Source organism: Mesorhizobium sp. SEMIA396 (genome assembly GCF_024518615.1).
In the GTDB taxonomy this organism is placed as follows: domain Bacteria; phylum Pseudomonadota; class Alphaproteobacteria; order Rhizobiales; family Rhizobiaceae; genus Mesorhizobium.
Map to the genome: position 1 here is coordinate 231,389 of NZ_JANIFC010000012.1, position 13,871 is coordinate 245,259.

The window sequence follows — 13,871 nt, forward strand, 5'->3', positions numbered from 1 at the left end:
AGGAGCACGACATGCAAAAGATCACCACCTGCCTGTGGTTCGACGGCCAGGCCGAAGAGGCCATGAATTTCTACGTCTCCATCTTCAAGAATTCGAAGGTGCTGAGCGTGATGCGCTGGCCCGAGGGCCACGCCGATGAAGGCAAAGTGCTGGTGACCACGTTCGAACTCGACGGCGTGCAGTTCCAGGCGCTCAACGGCGGACCGCAGTTCAAGCACACCGAGGCGATGTCGCAGTCGATCGACTGCAAGACGCAGGAAGAGGTGGATTACTTCTGGGACAAGCTCATCGAAGGTGGCGGCCAACCGTCGCAATGCAGCTGGCTGAAGGATAAATTCGGCGTCTCCTGGCAGGTTGTGCCGGAGCAGCTGCCGCGCCTGCTGCTGGATCCGGACCGGGCCAAGGCCGGCCGCGTGATGTCAGCGATGATGCAGATGAGCAAGATCGACATCGCCAGGATCGAGGAAGCGGCGAGAGGATAGTCGAGGGTCGGCGCTGCCCCTCATCCGCCCTTCGGGCACCTTCTCCCCGTGAACGGGGAGAAGGGAAAACTGGCGCCTACGCCGCCTTGTCGCGGACCTGATAGTCCTTGATCGTGGCAAACTTGATCGCCTTCCAGCGTTCCGCTTCGTAGTTCAGCGAGAAAGCGTGCTGGGCGAGGAACACCGGATCATTGTCGAGGTCGCGGGCGATGTCACCGCGATGCGCCTCGATGAAGCGAAGCGTCTCGGCTTTGTCGTCGGCCGATATCCAGCGGCAGACTGAAAACCGCGACATCTCGAATTCGACCGGCAGCGTGTATTCGAAGTTCAGCCGTTCCTTCAGCACGTCGAGCTGCAGCGCGCCGACGACGCCGACGATGGCCGGCGAGCCATCCTCCGGCGAAAACAGCTGCACGACGCCCTCCTCTGCCATCTGGTGCAGCGCTTCCTTGAGTTTTTTCGCCTTCATCGCGTCGCCGAGGCGCACACGACGCAGGATTTCCGGGGCGAAATTCGGAACGCCGCGGAACAGTATCTCCTCGCCTTCGGTCAGCGTGTCGCCGATGCGCAGCGTGCCATGGTTGGGGATGCCGACGACATCACCGGCAAAAGCCTCGTCAGCGGTAACGCGGGTCCGGGCAAAGAAGAACTGCGGCGCCGACAACGACATCGGTTTTCCGGTGCGCACCAGCTTGGCCTTCATGCCGCGCTCGAGCTTACCCGAACAGACGCGGACGAAGGCAATGCGGTCGCGGTGATTGGGATCCATGTTGGCCTGGATCTTGAAGACGAAGGACGTCATCTTCTCTTCGGTCGCCTCGACCTTGCGGGTGTCCGCCTCCTGCGCGCGCGGCGGCGGTCCAAAAGCGCCGAGTGCCTCGATCAGGTCGCGCACGCCATAATTGCGCAGCGCCGAACCGAAATAGACCGGCGTCAGATGGCCCTCGCGGAAGGCTTCTATATCAAGGGGTCTGCACGCTTCTCGCGCGAGCTCCAGTTCCTCGATGAAGGCTTCGCGCTCGTTTTCCGGCAGCAGGCCGGCGACGCGGTTGGAATCGGGACCGTTGACCGGCGTGCGTTCTTTCTCCGCGTCGCCCCCGCGCACGGCATTCAGCGCCAGATGATAGGTGCCGGCAAAATTCTTGCCGCGGCCGATCGGCCAGGTGACGGGGGCAGTATCCAGCGCCAGCTTCTGTTCGATCTCGTCCAAAATCTCGAACGGATCGCGGCTTTCGCGGTCCATCTTGTTGATGAAGGTGATGATCGGAATGTCGCGCAGCCGGCAGACTTCGAACAGTTTCAGTGTGCGCGGCTCGATGCCCTTGGCGGCATCGATGACCATGACCGCCGAGTCGACCGCCGACAGCGTGCGGTAGGTGTCGTCGGCGAAATCCTCGTGGCCGGGCGTGTCGAGCAGGTTGAAGACATTGTCCTCATACTCGAAGGTCATCACCGAGGTGACGACCGAGATGCCGCGCTCGCGCTCGATCTTCATCCAGTCGGACCGCGTCTGGATCTTGTCCTTCTTGGCCTTGACCTCGCCGGCGAGCTGGATGGCGCCGCCGAACAGCAGCAGCTTTTCGGTGAGCGTCGTCTTGCCGGCGTCCGGGTGCGCGATGATCGCGAAGGTGCGGCGGCGTGCCACTTCTTCTTCTATTGCTTCGGGCATTCTCTGGGATTTCCGTGTGACAGGCCGGGCTTCTAGCAGCGCAGTGCCGGCCTGTCGACCGGTCCGGCGGCTCGGGCGCTGCTGATCGCCGCCTCACCGTCAGAGCATACAGCTCAGTCGTGCTGTGGCTCCGGCCAGTGCATTGCCGCATATTTTACGCTGCGCGATGTTGGCAAGCGGCTGCCGGGATGGCACTGGATGAACATCCCTCCGGATGACGAGGCAGAGGAGCAAGCATGACTGCGGCGAAACAAGTAATCGTCATCGGCGCCGGCATCATCGGTGCCTCCACCGCCTGGCATCTGAGCAGAGCGGGTGCGCAAGTGACGGTGATTGCCGACAGTGCTGCCGGTGGGGTGGCGACGCCAAATTCGTTCGCCTGGATCAACGCCAGCTGGGGCAATCCGGAGCCCTATTTCCGGCTGCGCACCCGCGCCATGGCCGAATGGTCGCGGCTGGCGCAGGACCTGCCCGACCTGCCGCTGAGCTGGTGCGGCGGCCTGTGCTGGGACTTACCGGCGGCCGACATGGAAACCTACGCCACGGAACATTCCGCCTGGGGCTATGGCATCAGCCAAGTCGACCGCGCCGGTGCAGCGCGCATCGAGCCCAATCTCACCGAGCTTCCGGATTTTGCCCTGCATGTTGCCGAAGAAGGTGTCGCAGAGCCCGTGGCCGCCGTCCGTGCCCTATTGGCAGACGCGAAGCGACATGGCGCGAAGACCATCTCCAGCACGGTGACGGCCCTGGTCCAGACCGGCGGCAGGATCACCGGTGTCGACACATCGCATGGCCTGATTGCATCGGACGAGGTGGTGGTCGCGGCCGGCGTTGGCTCGCCGGAGATCGCCGCGACCGCCGGGATCAACCTGCCGATCGAAACGCCGCCCGGCCTGATCGTCCATTCGCGACCGCACGAAAAGCTGCTCAACGGGCTGGTGCTGGCCGAGCGGCTGCACATGCGCCAGACGGCGGAAGGCCGCATCATCGCCGGCTCGGATTTTGGCGGAGCCGATCCGGGCATGGATGCCGAAGCCACCGCCCACGCCCTGTTTGCGGCCATGAAGGCCATGCTGCGCGACAGCGATGGGTTGGAACTCGATTTCCACACGGTCGGCTACCGGCCGACGCCGATCGACGGCTTTCCGATCATTGGCCGCGCCGAGGGCTTGGACGGTGTCTATGTCGCCGTCATGCATTCCGGCATCACGTTGGCGCCGGCCATCGGCCTGTTCGCCGCTCGGGAAATCCTCGACGGCGAGCGCGACCCCTTACTTGCCCCTTATGGATTGTCGCGTTTCGCTCAATAGGCGGGCGGACGCCGAAAGCCGCCGGTCAGTGGTTCGATTGCCCTGGCGATGCCGAGCAGCTGTGACTCCGACCAGCGTTTGCCGACCAGTTGCAAGCCGATCGGCAAGCCCTCGCTGCCCTGTCCGCATGGGATGGAAAGCGCCGGATGGCCGCTGTAGTTGAAGACGGCGCCATAGGCCGGCAGCATCCAGTAGCTCTGCTCCTTGCCGTCGACCGTGATCGGCGTGCCCGGCTCGCAATGCGGGAAGGCGGAAGTCATGGCGACCGGGCAGAGCAGCGCGTCATGGTTTTCGAAAAACCGGTCCCAGGCGAGAATGGACCTGTCGCGGCGGGCGAGTGCCTCGAACCAGCGCGAGACCGGTGTCGGCTCCTCCGGCGACTCCGGCTGCGCGGCCTCCAGCATCATGCCGATCAGCGCGCCGCCCTGCTCCAGATCGTGGTGCAGATCGAGTTTCGGCAGTTTTGCCTCCTCAACGAGGGCACCGGCCGATTGCAGCTGCCTTGCGAGGTTTTCGACTGCGGCGCTGATGTCGCCGGCCACCGGAAAGCCGGGAAAGGACGGCGCGAAGGCGATGCGCAATGTCCTAGGGTCGAGCTTCGGCATATCCTGGACCGGCACCGGAGCAAGATCGGTGTCGCTTCCATCCGGGCCGGCGATGATTTGATAAATCAGCGCCAAATCTTGCACGCTGCGCGCCAACGGCCCGAGGCAGGACATCAGCCGCACGCTGCGCGCGGCACCGCCGGGATCGGGGAAGGCACCGGCCAGCGAGACACGATGCTCCGTCGGCTTCAAGCCATAAACACCGCAAAAGGCGGCCGGCAGCCGGATCGAATCCTGCATGTCTGTGCCCACGTCGAACGGCGTCATCCCCAAGCAAATTGCCGCTGCCGCGCCTCCGCTGGAGCCTCCCGCCGTGCGCTGGAGATTCCATGGATTGTTGGTGCGGCCGAACAGCGGGTTGTTCGATTGCCAGTCCGAAAGCATGGCCGCGACATTGGTCTTGGCCATCAGCACGCCGCCGGCCGCTTTCAGTCTGATGACGACCGGGCTGTCCTGCTTGGCGACATAGTCGGCAAAGGGCGGGAAGCCGACCGTGGTCCTTATGCCTGACGTTTCGTGCATGTCTTTCAGCGTGAACGGCACGCCATGCAGAGGTCCGGGTGCGGCGCCGCGCGCCTGGGCAGCGTCCGCCTTCTTGGCACGCTCGCGGGCGCCTTCCCTGTCGAGCGAGATGACGGCATTCACCGCATGGTTGTGCGCATCGATTTGCGCCAGATAGGCGTCGAGTGCTTCCACGGCGGAGATTTTGCGCTTGGCGATGGCTGCAGCGAGATCGACGGTTGAGGAGAAGACGATGTCCATGAGGAATGCTCCGGCTTGGCCGCGCGTGCCTGACCAATTGGCGGAACGCGGCGCGATTTCAAGCGGAGTTGAGCATTCGGTATTCGCTAGTGCTTGATCGAAGTTGTGCTGCCGATGTCGGCACTCTACGGCGCCCCCCTCTGGCCTGCCGGCCTCTCCCCCTCAAGTGGGGAGATTGGATAGCGTCACGGCTTTCGCCAATCTTCAACGTTGCAAGAACGCGCGGTCGGCGAAGCTGCCAATCTCCCCACTTGAGGGGGAGATGTCCGGCAGGACAGAGGGGGGCGCTGGCCCGCGACTTTGCAGCATTTGCGATCCGGCGAAGAAACTTACCCGACCAGCGCCAGCTTTGCCGCCGCTGGAGCAAACGGGCGAATGCTGATGCCGTCCCGCGTCATCGTGACAAAACTCGATGGCGGGATCGCTTGCCAGTCGCCGCCCTCGCGGTCGAACGGCTCGGACACGATGCAGCGGCCGCCGCCCTTGCGCAAGACGGAGGTGTAGAGCGTCGGCGCGTGGGCGTCGGTGGCATAGCGCACCGCATGCAGCGCCTGTCCATCCGAGAAGGCGGCGGTGAGCTTCAGCGCTGGTTCGAGGCCGGCGCGGCGCGAGGCTTCGAGCACGCGGCTAGTGGCGCGGGACACCGCGCCTTGCGGATCGCCGGCCAACCCTTCGTCGATCATCAGCAGGAAAAAGAGTTCGGAATCGGTGGTGCCTTCGCGCTGGTCGAAGACGGCGTCTGACAGCGAATTCTCCAGCGCGCGGCGGATCTTCTCGAAGCCGCCGATCTGGCCGTTGTGCATGAACGACCAGGCGCCGGAGATGAACGGATGGCAATTCATGCGGCTGGTGGCGCCGCCGGTGGACGCCCGTACATGGGCGAGGAACAGGCCGGATTTGATCTGCCGGCACAGGCTTTTCAGATTGGGATCGGACCAGGCCGGCAGGATATCGCGATAGAGACCCGGCTCCGGGCGGTCGCCATACCAGGCAAGGCCGAAGCCGTCGCCATTGGTCGGCGATTTCGCTTCCTGGGCGCAATGGCTCTGGGCGATCAGCGAGTGACAGGGCGCCGTGAGGATGTCTTCGAGAAAGACCGCTTCACCGAGATAGGCCGCCCACCGGCACATCGCTTCTGTCGTCCTCTAGGCGCGATCCATAAGAGCCGCAGGCTCCTTGATCGCGTGTGTGCCTCTGTTGTGCGTCCGCTCATAAAGCTCGCGAACGATTCGGCTGGCGGTAGTTTCAAACAGAAACGGCAAGAAAGCGTGAACGAGCGCGGCGCCCGCCGCCATCAACAGGCGCGACGAAAACCAGGCGGCAAAACCCATGTGGCTGAAATAGGTTTCGCCGACCTTGGCCGGATGAGAGGTGAAAATCTTGGCGACCGACATGCTGGTTCCCCTTCAGCGCTTCAAGTTCCTGATATGAGTATCCTGACACGCTTCGCCGGTTCATCGGTCTCAAAATGTCCTTGTATTTCGGTGATCCTTGGGACAAAAATCCCACATGACGCTGGAAATTGACGAAATCGACCGGAAATTGCTCACTGAGCTGCAACGCGACGGCACGCTGTCGGTCGACCAGCTGTCGGAACGGGTGGCGCTGTCGCGCAATGCCTGCTGGCGCCGAGTGAGGCGGCTGGAAGAGGCTGGTGTCATCACCGGCAGGGTGGCACTGGTCGATGCCGAAAAGCTCGGGCTTGGCCTTTCCGTCTTCATCCTGATCCGCACGTCCAACCACGATCCGGAGTGGCTGCAGAAGTTCCGGGCGGCGGTGACCGGCTTTCCCGAGATCACCGGCGTCTACCGCATGTCCGGCGACCTCGATTATGTCTTGCGCGCCCGCGTCGCCGACGTGAAGGCCTATGACCGGCTCTACCAGCGGCTGATCGCCAAGGTGGCTCTGTCGGATGTGTCCGCTTCCTTCGTGATGGAGGAAATCAAGGAAACGACCGTCGTTCCGATGGAACTGCGGTAGTAGCGCTACGTTCGCGTTTGGCCGAAGCCTCCCCAACTTCGTCATACCAGGGCGGAGCAGCCGCGAAGCGGCGTCGCGGAGACCCTGGTATCCATGCCGTGACCTACCCAAGAGTGCAACGGCGCAGAACTCTGCACCGTCGTGACCCGTTGGAGTCGCGGCATGGATCCTCGGGTCTGCGCCGCGTCGCTACGCTCCTTGCTCGCCCGTGGATGACGAAGCATGGACGTTTTCGCCAATCACCAAGCATGCAATCCTTCAGCGCAACAAATCCATCAAAACTCCTGTGCCCGAAACCAGGTCACAGTGCCGCCCAAAAGAAAGCCGTTGATAGAATTACAGTCGAGTTGACCGAATCGCCGTTCGCGCCGATAGGATCGATTTTATGCGCGCAGCCCTTCAAACTCCCTCCGTCATCGGTCCGACCGTCGGCTTCGTCAGGTTGCCGCATGCTGAAGGACTTCCCCTTCCCGCCTATGAAAGCACTGGTGCCGCCGGCATGGATCTGCGCGCCGCGGTGCCGGACGACCGGCCGCTGCTGATCCTTCCGGGAAAGCGCGCTCTGGTGCCGACCGGGCTGATCCTGGAAATTCCGGAAGGCATGGAGGGCCAGGTGCGGCCGCGCTCCGGACTTGCTTTCAAGCACGGCCTGACCGTCCTCAACACGCCCGGCACCATCGACAGCGATTATCGCGGCGAGGTGAAGGTGCTGCTGATCAATCTCGGCGACGAGGACTTTGCCGTGACGCGCGGCATGCGCATCGCCCAGATCATCTTCGCTGCGGTGGCCCAGGCGACCGTGGAAGAGCGCAGTCTGGCCGGTGGTACGGCGCGTGGCGCGGGCGGGTTCGGATCGACCGGCACCGCCTGATGTCTGAACTGCCTAAGCTTGTCATCTTCGACTGCGACGGGATTCTGGTCGATACAGAGAATTTGGCCAATCGGCGTCTCGCCGAATGGCTGACCGCTGCCGGCTATCCGACAAGCTTCGAATATTGCCGCAAGAATTTCTCCGGCCGCAGCATGGCGTCGGTGCAGAAAGAGATCGAAGAAGAGACCAGCGTCAGGCTCGGCGCCGGTTTCGTCGATCGCTGGAACGCCGGCCTGCCGGACCTGTTTGCCCACGGCGTCGAAGCGATCCCCTACGTCCGCGAGTTCGTCGAAGCCGTGCGTTCAGCCGGTATCGCCTATTGCGTCGCCACCTCGGCCCGGGTGTCGAAGATGCACATCACGCTTGGCCAGACCGGGCTGCTGCCGCTGTTCGAACACGCGATGTTTTCCTCGACCATGGTCAGCCGTGGCAAGCCGTTCCCGGACCTGTTCCTGCATGCGGCCAAGACCATGGGCTTCGCGCCTGCCGACTGCATCGTCATCGAGGACAGCGTCGCCGGCACGCAGGCCGGGATCGCCGCCGGCATGCGGGTGTTTTCCTACCATGCCGATCCCTATTCCGACCGCGCCGGCCTGATCCAGGCCGGCGGCATCCTGTTCGACGACATGCGCGAGCTGGCCGGGCTGGTGCCGATCCACTGACCTGATCTTCAGCCTGCAGCTGTACGCCTCGATTGTCCGTGCTAGCTTGGCACCGCCAACTCGAGGCCACGCATGAACCCCAGCCTGCTCCGCCTCATCCTCGCCTTGATGCTGGCGCCGTTTCTATGGACCGCGGCCGGCGCGCAAGCCATCAGCTTTCCGGAGCTCGGCAGCGCTCTGCCCGGCCGCACGGATGTCACCTATCTCGACCTCGCGAGGATGGTCATTCCGGATCTCGCTGCGGACAAGGACGGCTTCTATAGGGGTGGGTTGCCGATCGAGATGCGTCATATCGAGGGACCGGACGGCGGCGGTTCGCCGCCCGAGACTTCGGGCTTTTCCAATGCCGCGGTGCTCGCCATCAAGGCCGGCGGCAAGGATCGGCTGACCATGCTGTTCGACCTTGGCGATTCTCCCGACAGCGCCGAAGGCTATGCTGTGCTGGCGCTCTACGACATCACGGCCAAGCCGAAGCTGCTCGACGCCGTCAATGTCGCGCTCGACCGCGGCACCTATTTCCGCGAACCGGGCAAGCTTTCCGTCGGCGCCAACGATGACGTCCTCATCACCATGAGCGCGCATTTCAATTCGAGCCAGAACTATGTGATCACGCCGCTGATCATGATCCGCGACGACAAGTTCGAACCGATCGACATGATCTATACGTTCGATGAAAACCTGTGCGCCTACAGCCGCAAGCAGGATGTAGCTTTTCAGGGCATTGCCGATGGTCAGCCTTATGCCGCCATCAAGGTGACCGTGACCGACTCTACTGTGCTGAACGGCGAAAGCTGCGACGACACTCCGCCCAGACCAGAGTCCCACGAGATCTCCGTCACCTATCACTGGGACAAGAAGACATCGCGCTACACCAAGGATTCCGACGCGCTGGACAAATTGGCAGGAGAGAACGCCAATCGCTTCTGAACCAACCGCATTCGTTTGCCCGGTCAAATCGGGCAGGATAAAATCCGCTTAGCCACACCGCACATGATGGGGGAACTACCATGGACAAGGGCAAGATCTTTCGCGACCTGCATGCCTCGACCTTCGTCATGCCCAATCCCTGGGATATTGGCACGACGAAGCTGCTGGCCTCGTTCGGTTTCACGGCGCTGGCGACGACCAGCGCCGGCTTTGCTTTTTCACGCGGCCTGCCGGATGGCGCCGTGACCTTCGACCAGATGATCCACCATTGCCGCGAGGTGACGGCGGCGACCAGCCTGCCTGTCTCCGCCGACCTCGAGAAAGGCAAGGGCGACAGCGCCGAGCAGGCCGCCGAAACCATCTTCGCGGCGGAAGCGGCCGGTCTTGCCGGCTGCTCGATCGAGGACCACACCGGCGATCCGGACAAGCCGATCTATGATTTCGCGCACGCCGTCGAGCGCGTTGCGGCGGCGGCGGAGGCGGCGCGAGCGCTGAAGCGCGATTTCGTCTTCACGGCGCGGGCTGAGAATTTCCTGTGGGGCAAGTCCGACCTCGACGACACCATCAAGCGGCTGCAGGCGTTCGAGAAGGCCGGCGCCGACGTGCTCTATGCGCCCGGTATCGGCGACGTCGAGATGATCCGCACGCTCTGCTCGGCGGTCAGCAAGCCGGTCAATGTCATGGCAAAGCCTGGCTTCACCATCGCCGACCTCGCCATGGCCGGCGTCAAGCGCATCTCGCTCGGGCCGTGGCTGACCAATTTCGCCTATGGCATGCTGGAAACGGCGGCGCGCGAGATCCAGCAGGACGGCACCTTCGGCTTCACCCGCGCCGCCATGCCGTTCGGCAAATTGCAAGCCCTCTTCGGCAAGTCTTCAGCTTGAACGGGGCCCATCGCATGACGCTTACCGTCGTCGATATGCATACCGGCGGCGAGCCGCTCAGGATCGTCACCGGCGGCTATCCCAGTGTCCCCAAGGGCACGATCCTGGAAAAGCGCGCCTATGTGCGCGACCATCTCGATCATCTCAGGAAGATCCTGATGTTCGAGCCGCGCGGCCATTACGACATGTATGGCGCCTTGCTGGTCGAACCCGACCTGCCCGGCGCCGACCTCGCCGTGCTGTTCATGCACAATGAGGGCTATTCGACGATGTGCGGCCACGCCATCGTCGCGCTCGGCCGCTACGCCGTAGATGAAGGATTGGTGGCGAAACAGGAACCAATCACGACAGTCAATATCGAGGCGCCGTGTGGGCTGGTCGTCGCCTCGGTCGAGGTCAGGGACGGCAAGGCCGGTGCGGTGTCGTTCGAAAGCGTGCCGGCGTTCCTGTTCGCCGGCGGGCAGACGATAGAGCTGGCGGGCCACGGCACGATCGGCTTCGACGTCGCCTATGGCGGCGCTTTCTACGCGCTGGCCGATTGTCACCAATTCGGGCTCGAATTCGCCAAAAGCCGGGTGCGCGATTTCGTCGATGCGGCAACGGCGCTGACGGACAGGCTCAAGGCCGAATTTCCGCTGTCGCATCCCGACCATGCCGACCTTGCCTTCCTCTACGGCACCATCCTGACCGATGGCCGCGATGCTTTTTCCGATGAGGTGACCAAGAACATCTGCGTCTTCGCCGAGGCGGAGGTCGACCGCTCGCCGACCGGTTCCGGCGTCACCGCGAGGCTGGCAGCCATGCATGCCAAGGGCGAGATCGCGATCGGACAGACGCGCACATTCGAAAGCATTGCCGGCTCGCGTTTTTCGGGAGCCGTGGTGCGGACTGCGAAGGCTGGCCCGCACGGGGCGATCATCGCCCGCGTCGGCGGCCGCGCCTATTATAGTGGCAGGACGGAGTTTATCGTCGAAGCGGACGACGAGCTCGGACGCGGATTCCTGTTGCGCTGAAGAAAATGCTCAGCGGCGCGAGGAGCGAGCCACTTCCCGCACCGAGATCGCCTTGTGCAGATGCACCATCACGGCGGCGGCGAAGAGCGGCGTCAGCAGGTTGAGCAACGGCACGGCGAGGAAAGCCGCGATGAGCAGCCCGGCGAGAAACACCGTGCCGGCATAGTGCCTGCGCAAGGCCCTGGCCTCTTCTTCCCCGCGAAAGCGCATGGCAGCGAATTCGAAGAACTCGCGCCCGAGCAGATAGCCGTTGACGATAAAGAAGGCGGCTATGTTGACGCCCGGCACCAGCAGAAGCAGCAGGGCGACGATGTTGCCGAGAATGACGACGCCGAGGAATCGCGCCGACAGCACCAGCGAGCGCAGCGCCGGCATGGCGCGACCGGTCGGATCGCCGGGATAGTCGGTGCGCTCGACCACTTCGGCGATATCGTCGAGGAACAGGCCGGCGACAACAGCCGTCACCGGCGCGATGAGCAATGCCATGCCGAAGGCAAGCGCTATCGCGGCGATGATGCCACCCAGCCAGCCGGCCCAGGACGGTATGCCGGGCAACAGCGTCTGCAGCCACGGCAGGGCGAGCCACTCGACGAGGCTGGTCAGGCCGAACCACAAGGCGACAAGCGCCAGCAGCGTCAGACCCAATGTCTTGAGGAACACGGCCCGAAAGGGAGGCGAGAGCAGCTCGAGGGCCGCAGTGCGGGCAGCGTCGAAAATCACCGTGCTTTACCCCCAGGTCACACCAGACACCGTCGAAAAGGCGGATGCTTCCGAGATAAGCAGAGCACGGCATGAGCGCAAGCAGGCCGGTTCTTTTGCTTTGACGCAATCCCCAATGCGCTTTTCCCGGGAAAACCGCTTCACACTTGTCCTGGAATTGCTCTACCGCGCAAATGCTGGCTTTCGAACCGGAATGGTCATGGCGGCGACCCCAGCCACGACAAAACCCATGCCCAGCCATGCCGTCGAGCCTAGGCTTTCGCCGAGGAAAAGGGCGCCGATGCCGACGCCGATCGGCACCCGCAGATAGGCCTGCGAGGTGGTGCCGACCGAACCCAACGTGTGGATGAGGCGGAAATAGATGACGAAGGCCAATGCGGTGGAAAACACCGACAGGCCGAGCAGGGCCAGAATCGACGCCGTTGAAGGCGCCAGCGTCCACGGCTGGTCGAACACCAGACTGAGGGGCACGAGGATGACGGCGCCGCACAGCATCGAACCGGCGGCAGGCAGCATCGGATCGAGACCCTTGAAGCCGCGGCCGAAAATGGCGGCCCCGGCATAGCAGATTGTTGCCGCTACGATGGCCAACTGCGCCCACAACTCGTGACCGAGGCCACCCAGTGCCTGCGTGCCGATGATGAGGCAGATGCCGGCAATGCCGGCGCCCACGCCAATCAGCTTGCGCAGCGTGACCGGCTCGTGGCGGGTGATGAGCGCTGTCAAGAGGAAGGTGAAGATCGGCGAGGTCGCATTCAGGATGGTGGCGAGGCCGGCATCGACCGAACGTTCCGCCGCGGCGATCAGGGTGAACGGGATGACGCTGTTGAGGCAGGCCTGGAAGGCGAAGCGGCGCCAGCTTGCCGCATCGCCCGGCATGGCGAGCCCGCGCCAGCGGAGGATGGCAAACAAGATACCACCGGCAATCAGGGTGCGGGCGGCGATGAAGGTGACCGGCGGGATGGTTTCGACGCCAATCTTGATGAAGGTGTAGGAGGCGCCCCAGAGCACCGCCAGCACGACGAGCAGCGCAAGGTCGGTGGTCATGTCGTTCTTTGCAGGCTCGTTCTTTGTCGGCATGGCTCGCCTTCAAACGGGATCGGGTGAGCCATGCTTGTAGGCGGTCCGGTGATGAAATGCTTCGGCCACGGTCGAATTGTCATAGCGCCTCGCGGCTGATGCGCCTTTTGCCTGTTCCGCCAAAGTTGCGTGTCACGCCCTAGGCAAACCGGTTTCAAATCGCTAGACCCGCGCCGGACCGGCGTGGCAAGAAGCCGGCTCGGGTTTTGGCGGAGATTTTGATGCCGGATTATGACGTGCTTTGCATCGGCAATGCCATTGTCGACATCATCGCCCAGTGCGACGAGGAGTTCCTCGAGACCAACGGCATCATCAAGGGCGCGATGAACCTCATCGACACACAGCGCGCCGAACTGCTCTACAGCCGCATGGGGCCGGCGATCGAGGCGTCCGGCGGCAGCGCCGGCAACACGGCGGCCGGCGTCGCCAGCTTCGGCGGCCGCGCCGCCTTCTTCGGCAAGGTCTCCAACGATGCGCTTGGCGAAATCTACGCGCACGACATCCATGCGCAGGGCGTCGCCTTCGACACCATACCGCTCAAGGGTGAGCCGACGACGGCGCGCTCGATGATCTTCGTCACGCCCGACGGCGAGCGCTCGATGAACACCTATCTCGGCGCCTGCGTCGAGCTTGGCCCTGAGGATGTCGAAGCCGACAAGGCGTCTGGCGCCAAGGTCACCTATTTCGAAGGCTATCTGTGGGACCCGCCGCGCGCCAAGGAGGCAATCCGCCAGACGGCGAAGCTGGCGCACGCAGCAGGCCGAGAAGTGTCGATGACACTGTCGGATTCGTTCTGCGTCGACCGCTACCGCGACGAATTCCTCGACCTGATGCGCTCGGGCACGGTCGACATCGTCTTTGCCAACAGCCACGAGATCAAGTCGCTCTACCAGACATCGTCGTTCG

Annotated in this window: 15 protein-coding genes; 9 read left to right on the plus strand and 6 right to left on the minus strand. The window is 63.5% G+C overall.

Annotated features, from left to right (window positions below; genetic code table 11):
• The first annotated feature begins 11 nt into the window (after window positions 1–11).
• Window positions 12–482, plus strand: coding sequence for a VOC family protein (locus NP503_RS26560; protein WP_127266620.1), 471 nt, complete (start codon window positions 12–14; stop codon window positions 480–482).
• A 76-nt stretch (window positions 483–558) separates the two neighbouring features.
• On the opposite strand, the gene NP503_RS26565 is transcribed toward NP503_RS26560, so the two are convergent.
• The gene (locus NP503_RS26565; RefSeq protein ID WP_127266621.1) at window positions 559–2,151 is read right to left on the minus strand and encodes a peptide chain release factor 3; all 1,593 of its coding nucleotides are present in this window, start codon (window positions 2,149–2,151) and stop codon (window positions 559–561) included.
• Window positions 2,152–2,387: 236 nt separating this feature from the next.
• Here NP503_RS26565 and NP503_RS26570 point away from each other — a divergent pair, with 236 nt between their 5' ends.
• Window positions 2,388–3,461 carry an FAD-binding oxidoreductase gene (locus tag NP503_RS26570; protein WP_127266622.1) on the plus strand — a complete coding sequence of 358 codons (1,074 nt, stop codon included), beginning with the start codon at window positions 2,388–2,390 and terminating at the stop codon, window positions 3,459–3,461.
• Here NP503_RS26570 and NP503_RS26575 read toward each other — a convergent pair.
• The 3 genes from NP503_RS26575 to NP503_RS26585 all read right to left on the minus strand — a co-directional run bounded on the left by NP503_RS26575 (window position 3,455) and on the right by NP503_RS26585 (window position 6,222).
• A complete protein-coding gene (locus NP503_RS26575) occupies window positions 3,455–4,828 on the minus strand; it encodes an amidase (protein ID WP_127266623.1) in 1,374 nt (457 codons plus the stop codon). The two genes, NP503_RS26570 and NP503_RS26575, sit on opposite strands and share 7 nt — an antisense overlap.
• 329 nt (window positions 4,829–5,157) lie before the next feature.
• Window positions 5,158–5,958 carry a class II glutamine amidotransferase gene (locus tag NP503_RS26580; RefSeq protein WP_127266625.1) on the minus strand — a complete coding sequence of 267 codons (801 nt, stop codon included), beginning with the start codon at window positions 5,956–5,958 and terminating at the stop codon, window positions 5,158–5,160.
• 15 nt (window positions 5,959–5,973) lie between these two features.
• Window positions 5,974–6,222: a DUF6356 family protein gene (locus tag NP503_RS26585; protein ID WP_127266626.1), complete on the minus strand. Its 249-nt coding sequence runs from the start codon at window positions 6,220–6,222 to the stop codon at window positions 5,974–5,976.
• Between the two features lie 115 nt (window positions 6,223–6,337).
• Here NP503_RS26585 and NP503_RS26590 point away from each other — a divergent pair, with 115 nt between their 5' ends.
• The 6 genes from NP503_RS26590 (at window position 6,338) to NP503_RS26615 (ending at window position 11,165) form a co-directional block, all read left to right on the plus strand.
• Complete coding sequence (locus NP503_RS26590) at window positions 6,338–6,808, plus strand: Lrp/AsnC family transcriptional regulator (RefSeq protein WP_127266627.1); 471 nt, start codon at window positions 6,338–6,340, stop codon at window positions 6,806–6,808.
• Window positions 6,809–7,193: 385 nt separating this feature from the next.
• On the plus strand, window positions 7,194–7,679 hold the full coding sequence (dut, locus tag NP503_RS26595) for a dUTP diphosphatase (RefSeq protein WP_127266628.1): 486 nt from the start codon (window positions 7,194–7,196) through the stop codon (window positions 7,677–7,679).
• Window positions 7,679–8,341: an HAD family phosphatase gene (locus NP503_RS26600; RefSeq protein WP_127266629.1), complete on the plus strand. Its 663-nt coding sequence runs from the start codon at window positions 7,679–7,681 to the stop codon at window positions 8,339–8,341. The genes dut and NP503_RS26600 overlap by 1 nt, the downstream gene beginning before the upstream one ends.
• A gap of 72 nt (window positions 8,342–8,413) precedes the next feature.
• The gene (locus NP503_RS26605) at window positions 8,414–9,268 is read left to right on the plus strand and encodes a hypothetical protein (RefSeq protein WP_127266630.1); all 855 of its coding nucleotides are present in this window, start codon (window positions 8,414–8,416) and stop codon (window positions 9,266–9,268) included.
• Window positions 9,269–9,348: 80 nt separating this feature from the next.
• A complete protein-coding gene (locus NP503_RS26610; protein WP_127266631.1) occupies window positions 9,349–10,152 on the plus strand; it encodes an isocitrate lyase/phosphoenolpyruvate mutase family protein in 804 nt (267 codons plus the stop codon).
• 14 nt (window positions 10,153–10,166) lie between these two features.
• Complete coding sequence (locus tag NP503_RS26615) at window positions 10,167–11,165, plus strand: proline racemase family protein (protein ID WP_127266632.1); 999 nt, start codon at window positions 10,167–10,169, stop codon at window positions 11,163–11,165.
• Window positions 11,166–11,174: 9 nt separating this feature from the next.
• Here the strand turns inward: NP503_RS26615 and NP503_RS26620 are convergent, their stop codons facing one another.
• Together NP503_RS26620 and NP503_RS26625 are read right to left on the minus strand one after the other, a co-directional pair.
• On the minus strand, window positions 11,175–11,885 hold the full coding sequence (locus NP503_RS26620; RefSeq protein ID WP_127266633.1) for a sulfate transporter family protein: 711 nt from the start codon (window positions 11,883–11,885) through the stop codon (window positions 11,175–11,177).
• Window positions 11,886–12,047: 162 nt separating this feature from the next.
• On the minus strand, window positions 12,048–12,965 hold the full coding sequence (locus NP503_RS26625) for a DMT family transporter (RefSeq protein ID WP_127266634.1): 918 nt from the start codon (window positions 12,963–12,965) through the stop codon (window positions 12,048–12,050).
• 221 nt (window positions 12,966–13,186) lie between these two features.
• Between NP503_RS26625 and NP503_RS26630 the strand changes: the two genes are divergently transcribed.
• Window positions 13,187–13,871, plus strand: a 685-nt coding sequence (locus NP503_RS26630; RefSeq protein ID WP_164749539.1) for an adenosine kinase, incomplete at its 3' end; no start/stop codon positions are given.